The sequence below is a fragment of the Photobacterium lipolyticum genome (assembly GCF_003026475.1).
GTDB classification, from domain to species: Bacteria; Pseudomonadota; Gammaproteobacteria; order Enterobacterales; family Vibrionaceae; genus Photobacterium; species Photobacterium lipolyticum.
Map to the genome: position 1 here is coordinate 267,175 of NZ_PYMC01000002.1, position 26,276 is coordinate 293,450.

Genomic DNA, 26,276 nt, shown 5'->3' on the forward strand with positions numbered 1-26,276 from the left:
GGTTATGCTAATGCCGCCACGGCCGTACGCACGACTTGAAGCTGTTGCTGTTCATATAACTTACTGCACAGACTGCGCTGCACTTTTCCACTTGATGTCATGGGTAAGCTGTTGGCTCGAATAAAGACGATGTCATGCACAATTACGTTGTATTCGGCCGTTATTTGACGGTTCAGTAGATTTTTCAACGTTGAGAAGTCAGGATGCTTTTCTGTCCCTTTCTCTAACTCCTGAACCAAAATAAGCTGTTGGTTGACTGTAAAAGCCGCCGCTTTATTTAGACGGACCAGAGGGGAAGCCGAAGAGAGACTCCGCTCAAGATCTTGCGGATAGAGGTTTCGCCCGCAGATAATGATCAGATCTTTAAGCCGGCCAGATAATACCAACTGCTGCTGCCATAACGTGCCGATATCTCCGGTACGCAAATATGGCCCTTCTCCACAGCAGGTGTAAGCGGCAAAATCCTGACGCGTTTTTTCCGGTTTGTTCCAATAACCTTTTGCCACGCTCGGGCCTTTCACCCAGATCTCCCCGATCTGACCATCCTTAAGTACCTGGCAGCTATCAGGCTCAACAATAAGAACCTGATGGTTTGCTGCAACTGTCCCACAACCAACCAATATCTGGGTTGGAACGTTGCTAACCGTGGTTTCTTGCAGCAGTCCCCGACTTAAACTTTCGGCGCAAACCGTATAACACTCAGGCAAGTGATGATTCGTTGAAGAGGAGACCATCAGCGTGGTTTCCGCCATGCCATAACACGGGGTCATGACTGTGGGTTTTAACCCGGCTTCGGCAAATGTTGTACAGAACGCCTCAATCGTTTCTGCCTGTACGGGTTCAGCACCATTCCCTGCCCACTGCCAATGGCTTAAATTCAGATTTGCGATCTGTTCGGGTGTAATTTTCTTAACACATAGATCATATGCAAAATTCGGTGCCGTCGACAATTCACACTTAAAATTGTCCATCAGTTGCAACCAGCGCAAAGGGCGCTGGATGAACGTAAGTGGGGACATAAACACATAATGCCCACCAACAGCAGCTGCATGAAGAATATGGCCAATTAAGCCCATATCATGAAATTGGGGGATCCAGCCACCGATGGTGATTTTTTCGTGGGTGCCAAAGGTATCTCTAATTGCAATGATATTTGAAATCAGGTTGTGATGATCAACCATCACTCCTTTCGGTGCCGAGGTTGAGCCCGAGGTATACTGAATAAAAGCCAGATCACTGGCTTGTGGTGATTCGAAAATCACATCAGGTGCATCAGTTTCTGACTGCTGATCCGAGACGGTAATAAAGGTAATATCATGGCGATCAAGCTGTGCTTTCAAGCCAGCCTCGAGCTCTGGCGTTGTCAAAATGACAGCCGCTTTCGCATCATCAATAATCCCTTTCAGGCGCTGAATATGCTGGCTGTTACGAGAGAGATTAGAAGGTATCGCGACGGTGCCGGCATGAAAGCATCCAAACAGCGCGACCATGAATTCCAATCCGGCCGGAAACAGCAAAATCGCGCGTTCATGGCGTAACTGACGAGCGATTAAATGGCAGGCAAGCTTCTGAGCGCGATCATGTAGCTGCTGATAACTCAGCACCTGCTGCTGTCCCCGTCCTTTTGGTAAAAAACGGTATGCCGGAGAGTCAGGCTGAACTTGTGCATAGTGCTCCACGCACGCCATGATCGTGCTTGCTTGATCAACTTTCATAAACACTCTCCTGTTCCTGTCGGCGAGCAGGAGCCATCCGTAAAAGTACTTGCACTTCGCTAGCAATAGCTGCAGCAAGGTGATCTATATCTTCAGGTAAGGTAAAGCGCCCAAAACTAATACGAATAGCGCTGTCAATTTGCTGATCACTGAGCCCCATAGCTGTCAGTACGTGAGAACGACGCTGAGTTTTATTGTTATTGCATGCAGAGCCCAGAGAGACGGAGATGTTGTGACAGAGATCCAACCTTGCAGCAAGCGACTCAGCCCTTATTCCCTTCAGGCTGATATTTAATGTCCAAGGAGCTTGATGAATATCAGTAGTTGCACCATTACAGGTGAAAGCAACCTGATGTTGGCGAAGGGAATTGAGCGCCAAGCAACGAAGCTTTTCGTAATGGCGAAATTGCTGTTCAAGGTGTTCATAGCATTCGTTCGCCGCTGTTGCCAGACCGGAGAGTCCTAATGTATTTTCTGTACCACTGCGCAGACCGCCCTCTTGTCCACCGCCATGAAACAGCGGAGCAAGCGTACAGCCAGAATGGCAAAACAATCCACCAATCCCTTTGGGTGAATGAAACTTATGGCCAGAAAACGCCAATGTGTGGACACCGAGCTCATGGCAATTTAACGGAATTTTCCCAACCGCCTGAACAGCATCGATATGACAATGGATACCATGCTGACGGGCAAGTTCAGCAACTGCTTCGAAAGGTTGAATCGTTCCAGTTTCATTGTTGATGGCCATTAAGCTGATCAAGCACGTTTGTGCTGTGATGGCGGTATTAATGGCCTCAACTGAAACTCGCCCCTCATAATCAGGTTTGATGTAGCTAACTTGCAAGCCATACTCCGCTTGATACCAACGGAGCAATTCCAAAACTGACGGGTGTTCCATCGCGGTGGTAATAACATGCTGCTGCGCCAGATGATTAGAGGGAAAGCGATCAAGTACGCTGCGTATAGCAAGGTTATTACTTTCCGTCCCACCCGAGGTAAAAAGGATCTCGTCCGCTGCGCAACCCAACAAATTACCCATGCCAATTCTGGCAGATTGTATTAACTGTTTCGCTTGCTGACTTTTCTGATAGCGCGCAGAAGGATTAGCGAAAATCTGCATCGCTTCCTGCACAGCTTGCTGAACACCATCTGATAATGGCGTGGTCGCATTGTAGTCAAAATAACCTAAACTCATGCAACCTCCAGCGATCTGCATTGGTCGAATAACTCATTGAGCATTTCCAGACAGTGGTGCTGAGATGGTTCAAGCTCCCCCAATAGTGATGTGATGAAATCAGCTTCGACCTCTTTTATCTCGGTTAGTTTTCGCCCTTCTACATAGCGACAAAACACATTCGCCATCGCCAGCGAAGTAGCACATCCCCACGCCTGAAATTTTGCCTCGCTGACGGTATCTGCTGATTCGAACTGCAAACTGATATTGACCGTATCTCCGCAAACAGGATTGCCAAGCTTCAGGTTTGCTTGCGCAGAATCAACCTCTCCCTGATGGCTCGGATTACTAAAATTATCTACAATGACCTCATTAAACATAAGTTACCTCTTCGCGTGATTTTCCTTAATCAATAGACATGATCTTCAATGAGCTTATTGAGCGACCGGGCACTGCTGCTCAGCTTCATCGCTGGCCATTTTGCTTTCTAAGTTGACCGCACAGCAGCCAAACTCTTTGGCATTTGGAGCTCGCATCACATACTGCATCCGCTGACTGTTGCGTGTCGACGCCGTATCATCCTTACGTAAATAAATCAGATCTTCAGTCAGTAGCATTCCAGGGGTTGAACGCGCAAGAGGGTCAAGGATCACCAGCTGTCCGGTTTCACCATCTGCAACTTCTTTACTTAAGTCTTTTGGATCTCGTACCGAAAAATGAATATAAGGGGGAACGTGTTTTTGATTATGCTCGTCTTCAATGACGATAACGTTGGCTTCAACCAAACCGTACATATCACGAATATTACTTGCCGGAATACCAAGATAGGTTTCAATTTCTGCGTTAAATTCAGTACGGGAAATCATCTGGCCAGTAAAACGTTTCCAACCGCCCAGGGTAATAATCATACTGTCTTTATCCAGTTTTAAACGGGTATCTGTCGCTCGCAAATAGCTGATCAAGCGATGAATAAGGAAAGGAGGACCAATTAAGTGACGCGTAAATTTACCCTGCCACTGAGCGAGTTGTTCAATGGCTTCTTCCGGAGAAAAACGCTCTTCTTTGACAACAAAACGGTGGGTGTCGAGCAACCCAGTCAAAAAATTGAAGGCTTTGATCATCCCCATCTCTGGAATTTCTTCCGTCGATGGACAAATACACAACCCAGCCCCTTTAGAGAGTGCGAACATCTCGCGGTACATTGCATAAATGCCGATCACGGCATTATCCATGGTTTCATCACAGCGACGAGAAACACTGGGGATCCCGCTGGTACCCGTCGAACGCATTTCGTGCTCGATCGCATTAAGCGGCTTGGTCAATAACTTATGGCTATCAGCCGATTTAAACGCATTAACAGGAATAACCGGGATCTTAATCAGATCATCGAAATCTTGAATATCATCCGGAGTGACACCTTTCTCATCACACTGCTGACGATAAAAATTATTGTGCTCATAGTGATAGTTAAAGCTATCTTTTATCAAGAGTGCTTTAAGCTGCTGCTGTTTTTCCAAGGGCAGTGAGAACAGTAATCCTAAATCTGTGATAGCCCATTTTACCGGGTCACCACCCTGCTCTTTAATACTGTTGTAGATAGCTTCGATACCCATATTGGTTCCTTTGTTTGCTAAATACCGGGTTCTCCCGGTCAAAGTTAATTTGAGGTAACATACAAAGGCAGTTTTTTTATGGCTTGAATAAACTGGCTATATTATGAAAATGTGAAGTCAAAACACTAAGCCATTAATTCTCAATGCGATTCTGATCGCATTAAGTTTGATCTCAATGGATTATAGAAAGGACAATCAAAACAGGGATAAAAGAAAAACCGCACCATTGCAGTGCGCCCCCATAAACACTTGATTGTTTCAACCAGGTAAAACAGCACAAAATCAATTTGCACCAGACTCTGCTTTTCCAGTATAAATTCCGTATACTGCGATCAGATTAATGTACTTAATAATTAGCATCATGCCTGACTTACTGAATGAATTAAGCGTCATGGGATTACATGACCTTCCCTTTAGCGAACAAGAACGCGGTGAACTGGACCAATTTATCGCAGTGTGTTCTCCATTTTTTGTCTCTGTTTGCCAGCAGAAGCCTGACAAATCACAACATCATTTACTGCTTGGTGTTATGACCAAGGCCCAGAGCGAAGCCGTCGAAGACTATAAACAGAAGAGTCAGAGCCTGCAGAATATGAAGCAGGTTTTCGAAGACACTGTCGGAGCAGAGCAAGCAGATAAATTTGTGGCAACAGATAGCCAGCGGTTAAAAGTGATCGCTACGGTGTGGTTTATGGTGCAGGGGTATACTGGCATCGATTTCAGCTATGCCAATGATCATGCCGAACAGATCGCGCAGACACTGATGCCCGACAGCCTAATTGTGTCAGACGCTGATTATTCAAAGACACAATCCGCCGAGCAGATACGTTCCGGCTTTATGCAGGCTTATTATGTCGGGGTAAAACAGGCTCGCAAAAGCAGGCAATCTGCAACCCTGCTCGAAACAATCAAAAAATGGCTAAGGTAATCAATGTCTACCCAAACCATCTCAAGTGCTCAGCTTATGGATTTAGCTCAGCCTATTGTGGGGTAACTTTTCCTGGTTTCACAAAATCGGTTTGAACTGTTGATCCATATAATGCTGAAGCCGCTGCTGTAATTCTGCTTTTTGCCGGGCATCAAGAAAACTGGCTTCAATGGCATTTTTGCTGAACTGCGCCATTTCCAACTTGGAAGCATTAAGGGCATGGGCAACGGCAAGATAATTATCCGTCATATACCCGCCGAAATAGGCTGGATCATCGGAATTAATAGTGACACACAAACCTTCGCGCAGTAGCTTGACCACATTATGCTCGGCCATGGTGGGAAAGACCTTGAGCTTTACGTTCGACAACGGGCACACCGTCAATGGAATGCGGGTTTTCGCAAGGAGCCTCACCAATGATCCATCCTCAGCACAGCGCACGCCATGGTCAATACGCGCGATATGGAGTATGTTAATCCCATCCCAGATATTACTGGCAGGCCCCTCTTCACCTGCATGGGCTACAGTAAGAAAGCCCAGCTCTCTTGCTTGCTCAAACACATGACGAAATTTAGCCGGCGGGTGTCCCTGCTCGGATGAATCCAGCCCGACCCCAATAATTTGATCTTTGTAGGGTAATGCCTGCTGCAAGGTTTCAATGGCATCTTGTTCGCTCAGGTGGCGTAAGAAACACATGATAAGATGGCTGCTGATCTCTAATTGCTCTCTGCCATGTTGCAGCGCTCGAGTAATACCATTAATAATGGAATCAAATGAAATTCCACGCGCGGTATGCGTTTGCGGATCAAAAAAAATCTCAGTGTGAACAACGTGATCCATTTTACAGCGTTGCAAGTACGCCCACGTCAAATCATAAAAATCTCTCTCCGTTTGCAGTACCTGAGCGCCTTGATAATAAAGCTCAAGAAATGACTGCAGATCGTCAAACTCATACGCCTGGCGTACCTGTTCCACATTCTGATAGGGTAATTGTATTTTGTTTCGCAGTGCCAGTTCGAACATCAGTTCAGGCTCTAATGTTCCTTCGATATGAAGATGCAGTTCGACCTTAGGCAAGGTTTTGATAAATCCATCCATACTCTTCCCTCTCACTCATGCAATCTCAGGCAACAAAGACAGCTATAAGATTAATTTGATTAACAATAGTGTAGCTAAAACAAACAAAAGAAGGAGTGACGCTAACTGTGATTTTAATAAAATAGATTAAAAACGATAGGCAATGAGGTATTATCTTCTCTTCCTTCCGCCATGTTCTAAGCTTGTCTTTATTGGTCGTATTTTTCAATGGCTCAACTGAATGGTAAGTAACCAGCAATGACTCTAATTACCAAAACAAATAATTTTTACTATCTTACCTTTTCTCTCATTACTTTATTGATCGCACCCTCTCTTACTCAGGTATTACCTGAAGGGCTTCTTGATTACTTAGTGCAATTTTTCATTATCGTGGTTTTTCTGGTCTGCTTAATCAGTCTGAAAATAGATCAAAACTGGTATCGATTCCTTCTGATCATCAGCGCCTGTATGGTTGCCACCATCCTGGTCCATAATTTCCTAAACCTGACGGCCACTAACACTGTCATGATGACATTAGTACTGATTTTTTTCGCTGGTACTTTTAAATCGACGGCTCGGCAGATCTTGTTTACCGGCGCGATTGACGGCAACAAGATCATCGGTTCTGTCGCCCTTTTTTTATTACTGGGCCTCATCTGGGCTATGGCTTATCTACTTATTATTGAATTTTCGCCCTATGCCATTAAAGGCATCGAACCTGCCCCCTGGGGTGATAACTTCTCAACGGCGGCCTACTTTAGTTTTGTTACCCTGACCACTCTCGGGTATGGCGACATCAGCCCGGTATCACCGATGGCTCAAGTGGTAGTCTATCTTGAAGCCATTGCCGGCGTATTTTATATGGCCATCGTCGTCTCCAGCCTGGTCAATGCGCGGCAGAGCACACTGAATCAATAACGAGGCACGTTATGGAACAGCATCAATTCGATTATAAAAAGCAGAGCCAATTCTTCGTCAATAATATTGTCGAATCAGCAATTCGGGTCGGCCTGCTTTTCATCTTAATTGTATGGTCATTTGGTATCGTCAAACCCTTTCTGATCCCCGTTTTATGGGGGGCAATCATCGCCGTTGCCCTGATGCCTCTGACCTTAAAACTTGAGGCCCTGTTTAAAGGCAGGCGTGGGCTTGCCGCTACGATGATCGCACTCATTGGTATAACGTTATTCGTCGTGCCGTTTGTCTTGTTCACTATCTCGCTCATCGAAGCTATTGAAGGGATCAGTACTACGATTAGTTCAGGCACATTTAAAATCCCCGGTCCGACTGAGAAAGTGGCAGAGGTCCCTATCATCGGACAGCAGCTCTTCGATATCTGGCAGCTGTTTTCAACAAATTTGGAGAAAGCTTTTACCCGTTTTCTCCCTCAGCTTACTTCTGGTATTACTGCGTTAGCCTCGCTCGTGGGTAGCAGTATTGTCAGTGTGCTAATGTTTGTTATCTCTCTCTTTATTTCAGCTGCGTTTATGGCTCACGCCAGCAGTATTTCCCAATCAATTAACGCCCTTTCGATACGGATTGCAGGCAATAGCGGTGCTGAATGGACATCACTCTGCACTGCAACTATCCGGAGTGTATTGCTAGGGGTTGTTGGGGTTGCCTGTATTCAGGCTCTTTTGGTCGGTATCGGGGTATTTGCGATTGGATTACCGGCAGCCGGATTAGTCACCGTATTAGTATTATTACTGGCAATCGCTCAGCTGCCCGCTTTACTTGTGGTCGCACCCGTTATTGCTTATGTCTATTCCATTCACGATACAACAACCGCGACCATTTTTACTGTTTGGAGTCTGTTAGCCGGGTTAAGTGACAATTTCTTAAAACCCCTGCTAATGGGCCGCGGTTTGGATATTCCCATGCCGGTGATCTTAATCGGTGCTATTGGCGGCATGATAGTATCCGGTCTTCTGGGATTGTTTATAGGGCCGGTCGTTCTGGCGATCTGGTATCAGCTGTTCATTACATGGATGCACGAGTCTGAATCAGCCACTGAATCCAAAGAACAAGCAAACGCGACAGATCAGCCACCATTATCTGAAGGGGCTTCATTACCACCAAAACTCTAATGACCAGTAGGGATAATCACTAAACGGCAAAAAAACTTTAAAAACAACAGCTTGACAGATTACTTCAAGCCTTTTCATTAGAATTAATTGAGCTGGTCTTTCATCAGCATCTTCATTTATTCTGTCAGATCGGTATCTATCCAGTATTTCGACCCTGAAATATTGGCATCGATCAACAGCCCTTTTGCACCAATCTGGTAGATTGCCATTCCACCGTTGTATTTAGCGGTTAACTCAGCACTTTCAGTACCCGCAACGACACCCATCTCTGATGTTGCTTCCCAGCCTTCACCTGCAAAACTGTCAAAGGTCTTTTGATCTTCAAAAAAGATCACTTGCTGATAAAACTTGCCACCAAAGCCCGCGGCCAATCCTGCCCCGAACATCTTCATATAAGTATGGCTGTTTGTTTTACGATTTATCGCAACCCCCGCCCCCTGATTGGTATGAAGCAGCAATGAGAATTGACGAGAATCGAACACCGCATAACCGTAGGCTGCATCAAACAATAACTTTGCTGAAGGCTGTTCATTGAACAACCGAACCAAAGCAGTATCGGCCATGATATTTAGTGCTTCGCGAGCTTCGGCTGGCGTCTCCGGTTTTAGCATTTCATCTAGTTTGGCCTCACCGGCATCAAGCCATTCCTTACCTGTTTCAATAGAACTGTCGGTCCACTCACCGGCAGTATTAAATGCGTCTTCCCCCCAATCGGACACTGAATCCCATGTTTCTTTAGAGAAGTCCGATACACTTTCCCAGGCTTGTTTACTACTTTCGCTGACTTTAGTGCCAATATCTGACGCTGTTTCCTTAAACTTTTCCCAACTCGCATGGGCAGGCAAAACGAACAGACTCAGCGCAACAACAACGGCTCGGTATTTCACAGCAGCACCCTCTTTGTAAGGCCGATAGCCAGATAAATGGCTATCGGTATCAAAGTGACTCAAAAAGAGAAGTTAAACCTGAAAAGAAAGGAATTAACCCGGTTGGTATTACTTCTGCTTTGGACGGAATGGCTTAATAACTTCCTCATTACACTCAAAGTATGGGCCTTCCATCAGGTCGATACAATAAGGTATAGCAGGAAAAACCGCATCCAGACACTCACGGATAGATTTCGGCTTACCCGGCAGGTTTACAATCAGGCTATTGCCGCGAAGACCCGCTGTCTGACGAGACAGAATTGCCGTCGGTACAAACTTCAGTGATTCAGCGCGCATGAGTTCGCCAAAACCTGGCATCATACGATCACATACCGCTTCGGTTGCTTCCGGTGTCACATCGCGCTTTGCCGGACCAGTACCACCAGTTGTCACAATCAGGCTGCAGTTCTGCTCATCGGCCATTTTGATCAATGTTGCTTCAATCACATCTTGCTCATCCGGGATCACTTCATACACTGGCTCCCAAGGTGACGTCAGATAGTCATTCAAAGTATCGATAATCGCCAGACCAGAAATATCTTCGTAAACGCCCGCACTTGCACGGTCACTGACTGTCACAATACCGATTTTCGCTTTGCTCATGTGTTATCCCTCAGACCCTGATGGCCTTGCATGTCAATTTCAGCTCCTACGCCCATACCTGTCGATTTCGAATCTGAGATAGGCAGCATAGAAGTATCAAAAAACGTGTTTGAATGATTTGAGATGCAAGTTTAAGGAATAACGGCAAGAGGTTAAAGAGGCTGGCTCAAGATAATAATATCAATCAATTAAAAACATCATTTCTTGAATACCACAAATATAAACCAATCGCTTACAAACTTGACACCCTCAATTTCAAAATTTTTTTACAAATGATAGCTTTACCACTCTAAGCTATTGTATAAAAGAGGTAAATTTGCAATCATCAGACATATAAATAAAACCACACCCACAAATAGACAAATGATATCAGTCGGCACATGAATACAGATTTCAGCATTGGAACCACTGAACTTTTTTATGATTTGTTGGATTTAACCGAGCAAGAGCAACAAATCTATCTTAACGAGTTAAAATCGACGTCTCCGTCAAAATATCATCAAATCATCCAACTTTTCCGGGCTGATAAACAGAGTCTTCATCGTGAACAGTCATGGCTTAATTTATTCAGTCATAGCGCAAATGAATTGGTGAATGAAACCCCTATTCATCAATTATGCGATCAGCAAATAGGGAAATATCGACTTACCCACCCACTAGGACAAGGAGGAATGGGAGTCGTTTATGCCGGGATCCGCAATGATGGAACATTTGAGCAGGCAGTCGCGATCAAGTTTCTTCAGCCTTCCCTGTTTCCATTTTCGGGTAAAGAACTAATCTATCGCGAAGCACAAATGCTCGCACGTTTGAACCACCCCTATATCGCTAAAGTCTATGACGGTGGGATCCACCAGGATCTCTACTCATACATAGTGATGGAAAAAGTCGACGGTATCGATCTGCAGAAATATTTAGCTCAGCATCCACTCCCTCTAAAACAAAGGGTGCAGTTACTGATCGATATTTGTCAGGCGGTTCACCATGCTCACCAGTTTCAGGTCATCCATGCTGATCTGAAACCTGAAAACATTCTGATCGATGTCAATATCAAACCCAAACTACTCGATTTCAATCTCGGACAGCGAGTCAAAAACAGTCCTGATGATCAGCAAAATATTGTGGCGTTTAGCCGTCTGTTTGCCAGTCCGGAGCAACTTGAAGGTGAATACCTGACGAGCCAGAGTGACATCTATTCGTTAGGAAAGCTGGCCGAATGGCTGTTATTAAAGAATGAAAAATCTCCTGCCGCCGACTTAGCCCTGATCATTCAGCGTGCCACCCAAGATCAGGCCGAGAAAAGATACAGCTCGGCCCAGGCGCTTGCCGACGATTTACGCAACATTCTTTGCAAGCAACCTATTGAAATGCGATCTCATCAAAAAAGCTATGTGGCGAAACGCTTTTTGCAGCGCCATCCGGTAAGTTCGTGCTTAGCAGGCATCAGTCTCTGCGCTGTTATTCTCTTCATTCATTTACTGACTAAAGCCAATCAACAACTGATCACAGAAAAAGCGGTTGCCGAAGACATGGTCTACGAAATGACTTCTCTGCTTTATCATGGCAAGGGGCCTGAAAATAACGCGCTTTCCATGGAACGTATGTTGGAACTGACTCGACGGCGGGTTCTCAGTAACCCCGACTTACCGGTCGAATTAAAACAAAAAATGCTGCTCGCAATGATGACTCCTCAGTCACAAGCAAAACATAATTGATGCAACAACAACAACAACAACAACAACAACGTAAACCTGGTTAGGAAACGACAATGCAATTAAGAACGGTAATGCTCCCCTCGCTGCTCACACTTTTGGTAGGGTGCAGCCAGCATATCCCAGAAAAAGCAGCATTAACCGGCTATTTTATCGACGCCCCGGTGACAGGGCTCTATTACAGCACCAGCTCAAATTTAGAAGGGATGACAAATAAAGGAGCCTATGAGTATCGTCAAGGGGATACTGTTACCTTCTACCTAGGCCAGAATGCTCAGGCGATGCCCCTGACAAAAGTCTCACCGCAAGAAATTACGACGCCTTACTCCAGCAGCACAACGCCAAGCCGTACCGTTAATATGACCCGGCTACTACTCTCATTAGACAGCCAACCTGCCAGCAGTGATGAAATCGTTCTTGCAAGCCATTTGCTGTCTCAGCCTGATTTCCAACAAAAACTGAAAACTATCGACCTGAATAATCTGGATGTGACCAGCAAAGATCTCGGTATCGATATTGTCTCGATGGAAACGGCTGTCACGCATTTGGCCGCCAGCCAGCAGTACATTCAAGATAATTTCAGCTCAGACAAAATCATCTATGCACCAATGGATAAAACCTTCGTCTATGTTTCAATCAAACGTCGCGATTATCAGGGAAAGCTATGTTATTACGATACTGCAAGAGCGAATGAACCCGATTACTACGGACCTATCGGCCGCATTAAATACAGTATCAATTCTGATGGCATTATCATTCATCCGGGGACCGGTGATTATTTTGGCAGTAATGATGGTTCAATCAGCAGTTGCGAGCTCAACATTCAATACCAAACAATCGCAGCAGAATCTGAATCCTGGCAAACATTAGACAATATTCCCGGTGTGATCGGGTGTGCAAGAACGGGATGCAGCCGAAGTTATTTAAATGGCTATAAAATCCAAAGCCACGATGATGAAGGTGACTGGAAATACCGGACGATTGCACATAGCTTCAACGAGACCACTCAGCTCATCATGGAATCAACCCAGGGGCTAGGTAAAAACGAGCATGTTCAGCACAGTAATCACGCCGAGTTATTAAGGTTCACCTTACCGGATACCGCACCTGAACTTATCAATATGCAAGGGATCTGGCAACTGACTCAATATAATCCCGATAGCCTGGAACCACGGCAGCAATGTTTACTGATAAAAGGCAATCGTATCTACCAGGCCAATACTCAAGCCGATGATTGCATGCAACTGAATGATATTAATTTCAACAAAGATATCAGTAAGCAATATGCTGATATGTGGTGGATGCAACAAGGGCCAACCAATCCAACGCTGGCACAACTAAATACTCCTGTAAAATGGTATGACAAGACTGAGCAACCGCATATCACCAGCTGGGAATACCTGCCGACAGGAAATCAATGGGATTTAGGGATTTTATACCGCCTACAACAAAAGATTGTGGCCGATGATTTTGGCCGGGAGCAACTGGAAACCATAGCTATCTCAGAACTGCATAAGTTAGGTGATCGTCATGGTTGATCGTCATTTAGAGGGGGCATTAGAAGCGTGGCAAAGCGGTTCTCCTGATGCAGAAAACCAGCTTTATCAGCTGGCTTATCAGCATTTACGCACGCTGGCCAGCCAGGAACGACACCGTATCGCCGGAAAATTTGGCGATGATAATACGGTATTGCAAGATTGTGTAAACAGTACCACCGCACTGCTCCACGATGCCTACCTCAAACTGAGCGTCAGTGATAAACAGGATATCAAGCACAGCCGACATTTTTACCTGATGGCAACGAAGATCATGCGGCAAATTCTGTTCGATCAAGCTCGCCATTTACGGGCGAAGAAACGACAGCACACCGTGCCGAATCAAGATAAAACTGAGATTGATTTACTGTCGCTCACTACCATGGATAAGGCGTTGGACAAATTGGAGGTCCGTTATCCTCGCCAGGCAAACGCCATAAAACTTAAATATTTAATGGGAATGAAGAATGATGAAATCAGCCAGCTATTAGAATGCAGCGCAAGTTTGATTGATAAAGATCTCCGCTTTGCCCGCAGCTGGCTTCAGCTTCAGGTTTCTCAATAACTTCCTTAATGCCGCTCACTTTACGTGAGCGGCACTACGCTAAGACGGCTTTGTATTCACCTAGAAGCTACTAATCCTGTTCAGAGCAAAATGCTGAAGTACATAGAGGGATACCAGTAAGATTTAAGTTTCCCATAGCATGATTTTTTACGGTTACATTTACAGGACCATAAACTTTATCGGCACTGTCTAATGCATATAATTCATAAGTGCCATCTTTAAATGTCTCAAGTCGAGATTCGTAGATCCCTTTGCTGTAATCCACAACGGATTCAATACTACCTGACATATAATCATCGTTTTCAACGAATATCATGGCAAGATTGACGTCAGCCACGATAGAGCCTGTTGCTTGGTAATCAACTAACCAACCATCAATGATTTTATTTTGAATATAAGCTGGATCTTCCAAATCAGAAAGAGTCAAAGACAAGCCTTTATCTGACATCACAGTGTTAAACGCTACTTCGAATGGAAGATCTTTCGTTTTCCGAATAACGTCAAGCAAATCAGCCTTTGTAACGCCTAATTTGTGAATCATATAATCAATAACAGTTGAGAAGCTTGCGTATTCCATGAATGAGTAATCAGGGTTATCAGCCCATAATGCGATTGTTTGACTGTGCAATTTGATGATGGCTGGCGCACCTACATTTTGGGTGAAGTCAGCCAGTTGTATCGCACCTAAAGTCTCAGCAGGTGAGCCCCAATTGTGGGCTATACCTTCATCAAACCAACGCTCAGATTTCAAGTATGCCTCAACGTCACCAAGCAACTCACTTGTTACCGTGTGAGTCAGTTCATGCTTTGCTAAGCGATAGTCTTCGACTGCATCATTTTCCGGGCTAAATTCAAATGCGTTCACATGACCCGCACCATTTCCAGTTTTTTTGCTATCGACACAAACAACCCATGGATTACTTTCATCTATATGAAGATCTGTTTCAGCATCAAGGTCGATTAAGGTCAGTAAGTCATTAAACGCGACTTGAGTAACACGAGCCGCTTTTTCAAGATTGGCGTCTGTCACACCGCTATCCATCACCCCAACTTTAAAATGTTCAGTTCGCAGAACTGCGCCTTCAATGCCCCCGTAAGTACCGCAGATATTAGCGTCGTCATTCACTGTGGGATTTACATTCGCCAATTTCGTTGCCAGCTCTTTCGATGATGTACTTTTCCCTGGGCTCACTGGATTATTGGCCGTTGTATCGCCACCAGTTGCACCACCACCACTGCCACCACCACAACCAACAAGGACTAAAGCAACCGATGCTGCAAGCAAACTTAATTTTTTCATTTTGTATTCTTCCCCAAATAGATGTGTGGCAATAGAGGCAAGGATATCTAATAACACAGACTGTACAAGGTACGTATTTTTCAGAAAAACACGTAAATTTTTTTATTATTTTTGTTAAAAAAAACAAATGTCCGTTATTTACATACAAACTCAGATTTATAACGGATTCGCCCGTTTATCAACAAGGAATCAGTCAGCTTTCACACCTTTATTGCTATAAAACTTACGGAGACTTACCAGAAAATTAACTAAGATTTTTTTAGAAAAAACTTATTCTAAATGCTGACAAAGCCCAGACCTTTGGAACTGGGCTTAAGCTCAATTACTCATCGTAATCCCACTTTTCAACAGCCGCGATATACTTATCTATATCATGATCATCGACGGCACCTAAACTAGTCATTTTCTTCAGTGAATCAACCGCGCCTTCAATATAATCCATAAACCGGAACCAAAAGCCTGGGTCAGTATGAATTTGACCGTCAGCATCAATATAACAACATTGCCCTACATGACTATAATTCATCACACGAGCAGGAACACGGGTGACAATATCCTCATTATTCTGGAATCGATGCAGACGATTCTTTGCTTCCGCATTAAAAATTCGTGCGGTAGAGCGCGTCATCGCTCGTGGTTGGCCGTAGGTGTAAACAGCGGTAAACTGTTTGTCTTCATTGATATATTTAGCAGCAGCAATCGTCGCCATTGCGCCACCTAAGCTGTGTCCAGCAAAGAAGACAGGACGCCTGTGCTTTGTTCCATTACCATCTTTGACTATCGCTTGTTTCAATTCATTCAGATCTTTCTCCATCTCAGACCAAATACCATCAACCGACTCATAAAAGCCACGATGAAAATCACCGAACAACGCACTGACAGCAAATGCCCTTAAATTATCAACCCAGTCACCTATTTCATCGGTACCACGGAACACCACAGCAATGAACGAATCATGCTCCACCAGCATACCTTGGGCTGTATTTCGATCATATCCGGTGACATTACGATACCCCGAATCATTAGCTTTAAGCTGCTGCAATATATAAGCTTCATGAGGCTTTTTATTCTTAGCATCAGTATCGCTATAAACGAGTTTTGACAACTTGGCCATCGCTAATGCATTGTGTCTATCAAGAGCTGACTTGTACTGTTTCACATTAATCATTTTTCAATCCCTTCTAATAGTTAACTTATTGAAATCCTTCCTAGTTAATTAAATGCCAATACAATTCAACTGCAACCAATCGTAACGGTTTTGTGAGCAACTCGATCCTATTGCTAATATTGCAACTTCAGGTATCTATTAAATCTAACGTATAACAAAAAATATAAAATTTCAGGGACAAAAAATCGCTGACATAATATCGGTTTCTTTGCATATGGCGAAGTTCTTGGGTATTAGAGGATTGGAACCTTGGTTCTCCCAAGGGACAAATGCAAAAAGGCCGGCTTTCTGCATCCCTATCTGTTTCTTTCTCAAGTAACAGATGTAAAAAAGCCAGCAATTAAGCTGGCTTTTTTGGATTTGGCGGGCCGAATGGGATGATTATGGGCACTGGGAATATACTGTAAGTTTATAACTTATGCTTAAAAAACAACATTTAAAGTAATGTTAGTATTGATAATATTAAGTAATAATTACCATAACAACAACTAGAAGCAAGCCCCCCTCAGGCTTAGTCTGAGGGGATATATATTCCCTAAAGAATAGCTAATAGTAAACTTGCCCTCAATTTTACCAGCTCAACCCGTATCTCCATCACATCACTACATACACGGCTAAATAGACTTTTGTACACCTATGTTAAAAGTCTCGCCTAACAGGAGGGGGGCTAAACCTGAGTGCAACATTATGTGCTATATAAAACAAGAAGTTAGTTGTGCGTAAGAAACATTATTTTGAGTTAAGGTGATTGTTTTACAAACGATTCAGTGCGACACAATTTGACTCATAGCACATTAAAGTGAATTTGTTAGTTGTGTGGCTGCTTATTGCTTACCTATAAATCCATTAAAAATGGATGACATGGTAATGGTGAATTTCACTAACTTTTTGTTGTGTTTTAAATCAAGCAATTAAATTTTGAGCTGTTGGGCAAGAACATCTCTAGTTATTGGACAGAAGTGATTTAGCTCTTCCACTCTACATTTGGGCTGTAAAAAAGGGGGCGAGTACTCGCTTTCGGTGTAAAAAGTGCGGTTTTCTGAAAATATTCGGTGTAAAAAGTGTAGTACGTCAACTAGCCTGCCTACACAGAGGTGTGATGGATAAGTTGACTAAATTAAAATGGAGCACTTTTGAGGTAAAAAGTGCCTTGAGTTAAAAATCAGACTGTAACGATTCTGGACAAAAACAATTCAGACTCCTCGGATGAAATTCACCCTTCGAATAACTTTTTGTATCCCAAAACATTAGAAGCCACCATTGTTAGCAGCGATCGACTTGCGCGGAACTGGACAATAGCTTTCACCCACGATCTGCGACTTATTTATGTAAGGCTTATTAGAAAGTATTCGTCCCTCGTTCAACCCTAGCGTTATTCTACCTCTCTATTTGTCAGAAGGGGAAAACTAGCCCAAATATCGGTAGACAAAACTAATTGAGTTAAAATGACGACTTTTAGTTAACACAAGTGATACTATATGCTTATGAATCGAAAGGTAAATGTTAGCACTAACAGCTTTAGGTCTATATGAAAGAGCAGAATACATCAAAACATACAGTTACTTTTACAGTTACTGATTCAAAGTCTTTGGGCACTATAGACAGCCAATCCCCAGAAGCAATGGAGATTGGACGAAAGATTCATGAATCTATACAAGGGATTCCTGTAAAAATAGCACATGAAACTCTTGAGGATGCTCAAACCAAGATTGAAACAGGTGAACATGCTAAAGCTTTAACTTTGATACTTGAGAATGCTTTCTTCATTTTCAAGTTAAGAGATAAACGAGTCTTAGATATTATTGAGTCAATTGATAGTACTAATTTGGATGAAGGCACTAGGAAAGAGCATCTACTACTTAGTTTTGGCTATGCATCGCACATTGGTGAATTAAAAGAAGTAATTAAGTATATTGAACTGTTGGAGGATGAGTTTTCAGATAGCTTAGATGAAAGAGATGTAGATGGCTTTACCTTAGAAAGGGCAAGATTTGCTAAAGAAGAAAGTAAAAGGAACCTAGCAGTAATTCATTATCAAGAACTTGCAAGTAAAGAAAATGTTTCTCCGAGGGATACTGCTGTAGCTTATCAAGGGTTAGCAGATCTCTCTAACAATGATGAAGACAGTGCTCATTATTGCAAGTTAAGTGCAGATAAGTTTCTTGAAGCTGGGCTGAAAAAGGATGCAATTCTTAATTTGCTGCTATTGTCAAAACTCCAAGCTAAAAAAAAACCAGCTCTTGCACTAGAAACTCTTGAGACTTGTTTGAAATTAGCTAGCTCAGAAAACTTATTTGATCGTCATGAGAAAGCAAACCTCTTGCAGGATAAAGCTAACTATCTTGATAAGCTTGGTAAGAAAGAGGAAGCACTAGCAACTATTGAAGATACTTTTGAGCTTGATGAGGGTGTATTTGGTGCTGAAGTAAATCTTCATACATCTTATGTAGTTGCGTCTCAATATGCTACCGTTCTCGGCTTGAAAGAGAAATCTCATAACTTTGAGCAAAAAGCAGCTGCTATAGCTTCAACAATAGACGATGAGTTATTCATTCTTCAAATAAAAGTGTCAAACTACTACAAAGAGAATGAGCAACTCAGTAAAGCTCTTTTCGATGAGGTATTAGGGTTTGGTAACCCATCTCTTATTGGTACAGTCTTACTTAAAGAGTCCATCAGTCCTTCAAATACGATAGCTGAAACAATGACACTCTTAGATGATGCTCTTAAATATCTGGAGAAAAGAGACGATAGAAATATTATTGATTTAATCCATTTCTACTTTGGTTTGATATACCAAAACCAAGGAATGAAAGGTAATGCTGAGGAGAGCTACCTAAAATCCCTTGACGCCAATCCGTATAACTATGCATCAGCAAATAATCTAGCAGCACTCTACATGAAAGATGAGTCATGGGAGAAAGCTGGAGAATTCTTTAGTGCAAGGATCAAGCTGTTAGGGGAGTTGCCTAATATGTGCTTTGGATATGGTAAGGCACTTTATAAACAGCATAGATACCATGAAGCTTTGCAATACTTTAATAAAGCAAACCCTGATATTGAAGGGCTTCAGGAACTTAAGGAAAACTGCTTCAACAATATGCCGAAAGGTTTGATAGCTACCAACTTTAAACCCGAATGTGTTTTACAAATTACCAGCGATGACATATTAACTGCTCTAAATGAGTTTTCAGCAACTGTAGCTTCAAAAAATAGGATGTACTTTTGGCAAGCTGATGGTAAAGGCGGTCATAAATGGAGCAAGAATCCAGAGGAAATTGGAAAGCAACTTCTTATTGCTTCACTGTCAGCGAAGTTTGGTAAAGACAGTGTTGAAATTATTCAGGAGCAACGTGCTGGAGCGGGCTTTGTTGACTTATATCTGTTATTCGCTGGAGGTCTAAAGGTAGTTATTGAGCTGAAGATGTGTGGCAAGCCTTATTCAAGCTCATATGCTATTTCTGGCGAAGATCAGATTATCCACTATCAGAACAATACAGGCTCGAATTTAGGATATCTAGTAATATTTGACGGTAGGAAAAGAGATTTTGGCAAGGGCTTTCAGAAACTACAATCCATTAATAATAAAACCATTTACTCTATTGCTGTTGATGTTCGAAATACTGTGTTCACTTCCCCCTAAGACGAAACAGGTTTAAGTAAAAATTCCGGTCATGAGTAATGTAGGTCACATAACGGGGACTCATAGCAGAAGGTGAGCCTTGTCTATATAACGCACAATAAGAAGCCCCTACAGTTAAGGTGTATTGACTCATAGTCAATCCGACAGATTTGCTGGTGAGTCACAACCAACCCATACACTGTGGCTTCTTCATATGGTGATGTTACAACTGATTTCTGGACAGAATGTGTTAATGATATTGCTAATTTTGCTACCCATGAATTAGTGTAGGTATAGCTAATAAATTATCGACTCACTTGACTTTGTCTCTAGATGGCCATTAAGTCTCCAGCGGTCTATGAGAAGTTTGGAATTTACAACTGATCGATGGTCTACAGGATGCTGACCGATTCAAACGCCACAATCTGTGGTCGTTTTCTTTCCTACTTTTTCTTCATGCAAAGAGTGTCTGGGGTTGTTAAAGGCAATGGGGTACTTTGCCCACAAGGCACAATCTCATAACTTACCGTTTCGTCTTTCGATGTATAATTGTCGTACATCAGAATGAATAAACTAAGAGCTAGCAAGCTTACTGATAGCATCGCACTTCTTCGTTGGTGCTTATTATACCGCCTTATTGTATTCATCTTTGGCGCACTTATCTTGTGAGGATCTGCTTTAATCTTGTTCTTTCCTCCAGCATTCACAATCCTCCACTCTTCACTATCCTCAATCGGTATGTAAGTCACCTTCAAGCAAAATACAAAAGCTATCACAGCAAAGGTAATTGCTAACCCATATGTTACCAAGACAGCCAGATTTGTTGACTGTAGGATTGGCTCTGATACGAAAGTAAAAATTGCAACAATAGAAATTGTCGAGTACTTCGAAAAATCTATTATTCGCTCATGTAATAACATGCTTCCTCCGCGCCTTTACATTGAGCGCATTCCCTTACTTTTTACTGATTAAGATAGGCTTATAAGCTTTCTTCAACTGCTTGCGCTTAAGTCTAAAGAGAAGCATTAAACTGCGACTAAGTTCCTTTTCACTTTTTGAGTCATTTAGATCATCACTGGTCTCAGATAGATCCAAAAGATCTTTAAGCATCGACAGGTCATAGCGCTCATCGCTATTAGAAGAGTTGTTAACGGCGGCAAATCGCAACAACATAATCAAATCGACATTGCTACGGTCATCTGAAACCGTATGACGCATCAAAGTATCGTAATATGGCTTACGAACACATTTTTTAATCTTTTTTTGATCTAGAATATCCATGTAAAAAATAGTTCGTGTAGGGCAATTTCCATGGACACTCTTAGCCTTTAAGTCCACATCAGCATTATCGATTATAAATGAAGCTGCCGCATCAATGGAGTTAATGATGAATGCCCGTGTAATCTCACGACCCAAGCGTGAGTTTTTGTTGGCCTCATATACGTTAATCCAAAGATTAACTATCCAATAATGCTTATTGAAAATATCGAAGAGTGCATTGTAGAACTCTGTCGATACCCTGGACACCTTTTCAAACTCATTCGCTCCAAAAAACGAGTTTGTGTGAGGGTATATGTCTTCTTCATAGATATCCGCACTACCCCTTATTATTCGGCGCTTAACATAAATCCCATTATCATGGACGCTATCAGACTTAATGGCAGCGATAGCTGCTTCGTTGTAACAAACGTGGAAAAAGTGCTCAAAAAAATCCACGCCTGTATCTTTAAACCTTATACGTGGGAATAGCCTTTTCTGCATAACTTTAAAGGTTGAGTCATCATGCTTTAAGACGGTAGCAACCATTCATCCTCCGTGTCGGTTTGACTTAATATATATGAATCCATAATACATAGTGGACATTTATCAACCAAAACATCATACGAATCAAGCTGCATTGATCACAGTTTTGTATAGATTTCTAAATTGCCAACAACAATACCACAGGCTTAACCAGCGTCTTATTTATCAACAATGGATGTGAACGAAACAGTTAAGCAACTAAGTTGATAGCAATCACATATGTAAACGAATAACACGTAGTACAATATCCTGATAATTTGTGCGGGATATGCGTATGTTTAAGAACGTAAAATCAATAAAAAACTTCGGCATTTTCATGGATGCTAAGACTAATGCTGGCCAGCCTTTCTATCAATTCAATCTGTTCTATGGCTTTAACTATTCAGGGAAGACAACATTATCACGTATCTTCCGTGCCATGCAGTTAGGTGAAATGCCTGAAGGGTTTGAAACTGGTTCGTTTGAAATTGATCAGCATGAAAGTACTTCAATCAAAAGCAACGCGATCCAAAAGGTTGAGAACTTGCGTGTATTCAATTCAGATTACATAGCAAAGAACGTTAACTTTGATGAATCAAGCGTTAACCCTGTTTTGATTGTTGGTGAACGCAACATCGACTTAGAAAATGAGCTTCAAGAACTTGAAGCAGCTATTCCCGCCAAAGAACAAGAACGCGAAAACAATTCAAAATCAGCGACTGATAAAGAAAAAGAAAAGAACAAACGACTTACAGCCGTTGGTCGCAATGTCACTGACTTAAACATTCTTGGCAGATCGACCTTCAATGCAGCAAGTGTAAAATCAATACTTAGTGGTGCAACTACTGAACATAAACTGACACCTGAGCAATTAGGTGCGTACACAGATACAGCAAAAGCCACTGCCGTTGCTAGTTCGCCTAAAGCAATAATTACTGTACCTGATATGACTACTGTCTTCACCGAAATCGAAGACATCTTGCGCACTTCAGTTACACAGACAACCATTGCTGAATTAGATGCAGACAAGAGGTTAAGGGACTGGATTGAAGACGGTATTGAACGTCACGAAGGTCACACAATTTGTCAGTTCTGTCAAAGCCCTATCAATCCAGAACGGTTAGAAGAACTAAATACATACTTCTCAAAGGCGTATAAAGATTTAAGTCAGCAAATTGATTCTGCTATTGCGTCGGTAGAAGCAAAATCATTAACTTCCAGCATTCCTAAAACTAGTCAGTTGTATCCTGACTTACAGACAGGATTTGATGATCTTAGAAATGAAGTTAAGCCACTGAATGAATCTGTTGAAGCTGTAAAGCTATCACTAATTGATTTGCTGACGGATAAAAAAGAGCACATGGCAGAAGTTGTCCCCTTCAGTGCTTCAGATTATCCATTGCCATATGCAACAGAGTTACTTGAGAGATTCAATGCGCCAATCGAAGCGCATAACGAAAGAGCCTCTAATCATTCAAACGAACAGCGACAAGCTATTGAAGCGATCAAGCGTCACTATGTCTATCAAGAGACGCAGGATTATGACCACCCACAAGCAGCAATAGATATCAAAGCCTTTCAAGATGCAGCTAAAACATTGCAAGATGACATCAATGCTAAGGATACACGTATCGCTGTCATCAAAGCTGAACTGAATAACACTAAGCAAGGCGCTCAAAGCCTTAATGACAACCTAAGACAGTACTTCGGCAAGACAGATATTGAAATTAAGCCAATTGATGGCACATACAAGTTCATGCGTGAAGAACGAGAAGCCAAGCACTTATCTGATGGTGAACGTACGGCTATTGCCTTTGCGTACTTCATAACGCAGCTTGAAGATGAAGCACTGAAAGATGTTAAGCCAATTGTGTATCTGGATGACCCTATCTGTAGCCTTGATTCAAACCACATTTACAACGTTCTTGGGATCATTAAAAGTAAGCTGAATCATGACCATGTAGAACAGCTTTTCATATCTACGCATAACTTTGAATTCTTCAATCTAGTGAAGATGTGGATGTCTTACTATCGTGCAAAAGAAGGCAACCAGAAACGTTCGCAGTACTTCTTGATTAACCGTAAAGGCGATCATTCGCAAATTGACCAGTTGCCTGATTTATTGAAGAACCATAGGTCTGAATACGCTTATCTGATCAGTAAAGTCAAAGAAGCTGTCTCCCAACCACAGAACTGTGACGCTATTGCGGTTCAGTCGTATGTCAGAAAGATAATGGAAGTGTACTTTTCGTTCAGGTTCAACCTGACTGATTTCAGAAAGCAAGGGACAGATCATATCGCCCCTAATTTATTGAAAGGCATTGATGACGCAGAAGTGAAGTCAAACGCCCTGTATGAGTACATGAATGAAAAGTGCCATGCGAAATCAATGGAGCTTGGTACACAACTTCCTGAAGCCGTACAGCCACAATTAGCGACTATTTGGGGCATAATTAGCACTGCAATTGAAACTAATGACAAGCCACATTACGACGCTTATTTTGCTTAATTCATTAGCCGCTATACCGATTTCACCTCTAGTCAGAGAAGAATTCGCTGACTAGAGGGTGGGTGAAATTGAGCTAGGGAACCGCTTCAAGCTCTGATAAATTAGTTTAGAAAAAGTAGGGGACAGGTCTTACCTTTTGCTTCTCGAATTAGCTGGGAGGTATGGCAAAGCCCAACTTATCACATCACAGGTCGCACACCGAAAGTGTCTAATGATTTGATGGCTACTCAGAGAACAAGAAATTTAATATGAATCAATGATAATACTCACGATTGGGTATACAGTAAGCTTTATAGCTGTCTAAGCCCATGAAGCGTGTCTAAACATAGCTTTAGGTGAGGACTTGGAAAGACATGCCTTTATTATATAACTGATCAGAATAAGAGTAACTATGTCCCTATCCTTTAGATGTTTACGGCAAGGAACTTCAGTGCCTTCAACAGCAAACAGCATATTGTTATTGGAACCTGATAACTGGGATGACTATAGTCATAAGACACTGTTTTCATTATACTTATTTGATAATAAAGGACAAAGGCATGAACTTGGAAATACTAAGATTGGTTACACTTCGCAATCTGAGGGATGGACGTTAGAGCATTTACCTGAGTCATTCTTTGAACTTCCAACTAGTTTTTTCTCACTCGGTCAAGACGCTGATTTTTACCGAGCTGTTTTTAAGGCTAGCTCTGAGACTACTTTTTCCATAAAGGACATTTTAGCACCGCTAAGAGATGTTAGTTTCAGTGCAGAAAACCTTAGGGTTGCAGAACAACATAGTGTATTTAGAGTTTCGATACTAAGAACTGTCGATCATTCTTCCATCGCTCACCAGTTCAGCCGTATTTTACGTGATGAAGCCCCTTTATCGAGCTACGCTTTCCGCTATCAAAGAAACCACGAATCAGATTTTTCAGAGATTAGTTTAAATTTTGAAACAACTCCTGAAACGGAACCTCCTACAAATATTCACATTCTAATTGGTCGGAATGGTGTAGGTAAAACAACCATACTTAACCAGATGGTTGACACTTTAATCCCTGAGCGCTCTGCGTTTGGGACGAAGGGTGCCTTTTATGACCTAAACGCTTGGGGCAACCCACCAATACCTCAAGACTATTTTGCTGGTGTAGTGTCAGTATCATTCAGTGCCTTTGATACATTCATTCCTCCTAGAAATAGGGGTGAGCACCATAGTGGCATTAGGTATAGATACGTTGGGCTTAAGAAAGAAGCTTTAGAAGGACAGTGGGCGCTGAAGGATAATGAAGATCTTGGGCAAGACTGTGCCAACAGTTTAAAACTTTGTTTAGCATTGAAATCAAAACGTGCTCGTTGGTTAAAAGCTGTTGACACCTTACGCTCAGACCCGAATTTTTCGGAGATGCCACTAGAAGATTTGATTGACCGTTTCGATCGCGATACCTCCGAGCAAAAATCTAATTTCGAAGCGGATGCTAAACACTTATTCAGCAGAATGAGTTCAGGGCATTGCATCGTACTACTGACAGTTACCAGTTTGATCGAAACTGTTGAAGAGAAAACGCTAGTGTTAATTGATGAACCAGAGAGTCACCTGCACCCTCCTCTTTTATCTGCGTTTACCAGAGCTTTGTCTAACTTACTCAAGAATAGGAATGGGGTCGCTATAATTGCAACCCACTCGCCTGTTGTCCTCCAAGAAGTTCCAAAATCGTGCGTGTCCATAATCAACCGCTCTCGTTTGAACTCGAGAGTAGACCGACCAAACATCGAAACATTTGCGGAAAACGTTGGTGTTCTGACTAGAGAAGTTTTTGAATTAGAGGTATCTAAATCAGGTTTTCACAACTTGCTAGAAGAATCGGTACAACAAGGGGGGACATATGAGTCAATTATCTCCACATACAATCATCAACTAGGCTTTGAAGGCAAAGCTATTTTGCGCTCTATGTTTTTCAACAGAAATCGTTCAGGAAGATAG

20 protein-coding genes are annotated in these 26,276 nt (G+C 42.5%); 9 read left to right on the forward strand and 11 right to left on the reverse strand.

The features are described 5' to 3' along the window. Positions 1-2 precede the first annotated feature (2 nt). From C9I89_RS04020 to C9I89_RS04035, 4 genes are read right to left on the reverse strand one after another with little or no spacing between them, the layout of a single operon-like run. Positions 3-1,715, reverse strand: a complete 1,713-nt coding sequence (locus tag C9I89_RS04020; protein ID WP_107282072.1) for a fatty acyl-AMP ligase — start codon at positions 1,713-1,715, stop codon at positions 3-5. Further along, the gene (locus C9I89_RS04025; protein ID WP_107282073.1) at positions 1,705-2,910 is read right to left on the reverse strand and encodes a cysteine desulfurase family protein; all 1,206 of its coding nucleotides are present in this window, start codon (positions 2,908-2,910) and stop codon (positions 1,705-1,707) included. Before C9I89_RS04025 ends, C9I89_RS04020 begins: the two co-directional genes overlap by 11 nt. Beyond that, positions 2,907-3,269: an iron-sulfur cluster assembly scaffold protein gene (locus tag C9I89_RS04030; protein WP_107282074.1), complete on the reverse strand. Its 363-nt coding sequence runs from the start codon at positions 3,267-3,269 to the stop codon at positions 2,907-2,909. Before C9I89_RS04030 ends, C9I89_RS04025 begins: the two co-directional genes overlap by 4 nt. Before the next feature lie 54 nt (positions 3,270-3,323). Beyond that, entirely contained in the window at positions 3,324-4,502 is a 1,179-nt protein-coding gene (locus C9I89_RS04035) for a LuxE/PaaK family acyltransferase (RefSeq protein ID WP_107282075.1), read from the reverse strand. A gap of 340 nt (positions 4,503-4,842) precedes the next feature. On the opposite strand from C9I89_RS04035, the gene C9I89_RS04040 reads away from it, so the two are divergent. Beyond that, positions 4,843-5,430 carry a hypothetical protein gene (locus C9I89_RS04040; RefSeq protein ID WP_245905395.1) on the forward strand — a complete coding sequence of 196 codons (588 nt, stop codon included), beginning with the start codon at positions 4,843-4,845 and terminating at the stop codon, positions 5,428-5,430. A gap of 78 nt (positions 5,431-5,508) precedes the next feature. Here the strand turns inward: C9I89_RS04040 and C9I89_RS04045 are convergent, their stop codons facing one another. After that, a complete protein-coding gene (locus C9I89_RS04045; protein WP_107282077.1) occupies positions 5,509-6,528 on the reverse strand; it encodes an adenosine deaminase in 1,020 nt (339 codons plus the stop codon). Positions 6,529-6,765: 237 nt separating this feature from the next. Between C9I89_RS04045 and C9I89_RS04050 the strand changes: the two genes are divergently transcribed. Together C9I89_RS04050 and C9I89_RS04055 are read left to right on the forward strand one after the other, a co-directional pair. Then, positions 6,766-7,425 carry a potassium channel family protein gene (locus C9I89_RS04050; protein WP_107282078.1) on the forward strand — a complete coding sequence of 220 codons (660 nt, stop codon included), beginning with the start codon at positions 6,766-6,768 and terminating at the stop codon, positions 7,423-7,425. Between the two features lie 11 nt (positions 7,426-7,436). Further along, the gene (locus C9I89_RS04055; RefSeq protein WP_107282079.1) at positions 7,437-8,594 is read left to right on the forward strand and encodes an AI-2E family transporter; all 1,158 of its coding nucleotides are present in this window, start codon (positions 7,437-7,439) and stop codon (positions 8,592-8,594) included. 116 nt (positions 8,595-8,710) lie between these two features. Here the strand turns inward: C9I89_RS04055 and C9I89_RS04060 are convergent, their stop codons facing one another. Together C9I89_RS04060 and mog are read right to left on the reverse strand one after the other, a co-directional pair. Next, the gene (locus tag C9I89_RS04060) at positions 8,711-9,481 is read right to left on the reverse strand and encodes a lipid-binding SYLF domain-containing protein (protein ID WP_107282311.1); all 771 of its coding nucleotides are present in this window, start codon (positions 9,479-9,481) and stop codon (positions 8,711-8,713) included. A 108-nt stretch (positions 9,482-9,589) separates the two neighbouring features. After that, positions 9,590-10,123 carry a molybdopterin adenylyltransferase gene (gene mog, locus C9I89_RS04065; RefSeq protein WP_107282080.1) on the reverse strand — a complete coding sequence of 178 codons (534 nt, stop codon included), beginning with the start codon at positions 10,121-10,123 and terminating at the stop codon, positions 9,590-9,592. 380 nt (positions 10,124-10,503) lie between these two features. On the opposite strand from mog, the gene C9I89_RS04070 reads away from it, so the two are divergent. Genes C9I89_RS04070 through C9I89_RS04080 form a run of 3 tightly spaced genes read left to right on the forward strand, consistent with a single transcriptional unit; the run spans position 10,504 to position 13,932 of the window. Beyond that, positions 10,504-11,835, forward strand: coding sequence for a serine/threonine protein kinase (locus C9I89_RS04070; protein WP_107282081.1), 1,332 nt, complete (start codon positions 10,504-10,506; stop codon positions 11,833-11,835). Positions 11,836-11,888: 53 nt separating this feature from the next. Next, complete coding sequence (locus C9I89_RS04075) at positions 11,889-13,370, forward strand: chromosome partitioning protein ParA (protein WP_107282082.1); 1,482 nt, start codon at positions 11,889-11,891, stop codon at positions 13,368-13,370. Next, the gene (locus C9I89_RS04080; protein ID WP_107282083.1) at positions 13,363-13,932 is read left to right on the forward strand and encodes an ECF-type sigma factor; all 570 of its coding nucleotides are present in this window, start codon (positions 13,363-13,365) and stop codon (positions 13,930-13,932) included. The genes C9I89_RS04075 and C9I89_RS04080 overlap by 8 nt, the downstream gene beginning before the upstream one ends. 70 nt (positions 13,933-14,002) lie before the next feature. Here C9I89_RS04080 and C9I89_RS04085 read toward each other — a convergent pair whose 3' ends face one another. After that, positions 14,003-15,232, reverse strand: coding sequence for a hypothetical protein (locus C9I89_RS04085; RefSeq protein WP_107282084.1), 1,230 nt, complete (start codon positions 15,230-15,232; stop codon positions 14,003-14,005). A gap of 322 nt (positions 15,233-15,554) precedes the next feature. After that, positions 15,555-16,400: a lipase family protein gene (locus C9I89_RS04090; RefSeq protein WP_107282085.1), complete on the reverse strand. Its 846-nt coding sequence runs from the start codon at positions 16,398-16,400 to the stop codon at positions 15,555-15,557. A gap of 1,528 nt (positions 16,401-17,928) precedes the next feature. Here C9I89_RS04090 and C9I89_RS04095 point away from each other — a divergent pair. Further along, positions 17,929-20,043, forward strand: a complete 2,115-nt coding sequence (locus C9I89_RS04095) for a tetratricopeptide repeat protein (protein ID WP_107282086.1) — start codon at positions 17,929-17,931, stop codon at positions 20,041-20,043. 422 nt (positions 20,044-20,465) lie between these two features. On the opposite strand, the gene C9I89_RS04100 is transcribed toward C9I89_RS04095, so the two are convergent. Further along, on the reverse strand, positions 20,466-20,942 hold the full coding sequence (locus C9I89_RS04100; RefSeq protein ID WP_107282087.1) for a hypothetical protein: 477 nt from the start codon (positions 20,940-20,942) through the stop codon (positions 20,466-20,468). A gap of 34 nt (positions 20,943-20,976) precedes the next feature. Continuing rightward, positions 20,977-21,828 (reverse strand): hypothetical protein, encoded by an 852-nt coding sequence (locus C9I89_RS04105; RefSeq protein WP_107282088.1) that lies wholly within the window; start codon positions 21,826-21,828, stop codon positions 20,977-20,979. A gap of 271 nt (positions 21,829-22,099) precedes the next feature. Here C9I89_RS04105 and C9I89_RS04110 point away from each other — a divergent pair, with 271 nt between their 5' ends. Together C9I89_RS04110 and C9I89_RS04115 are read left to right on the forward strand one after the other, a co-directional pair. Then, positions 22,100-24,313, forward strand: coding sequence for an AAA family ATPase (locus C9I89_RS04110; RefSeq protein WP_107282089.1), 2,214 nt, complete (start codon positions 22,100-22,102; stop codon positions 24,311-24,313). A gap of 430 nt (positions 24,314-24,743) precedes the next feature. Further along, positions 24,744-26,276, forward strand: a complete 1,533-nt coding sequence (locus C9I89_RS04115; RefSeq protein ID WP_245905396.1) for an AAA family ATPase — start codon at positions 24,744-24,746, stop codon at positions 26,274-26,276.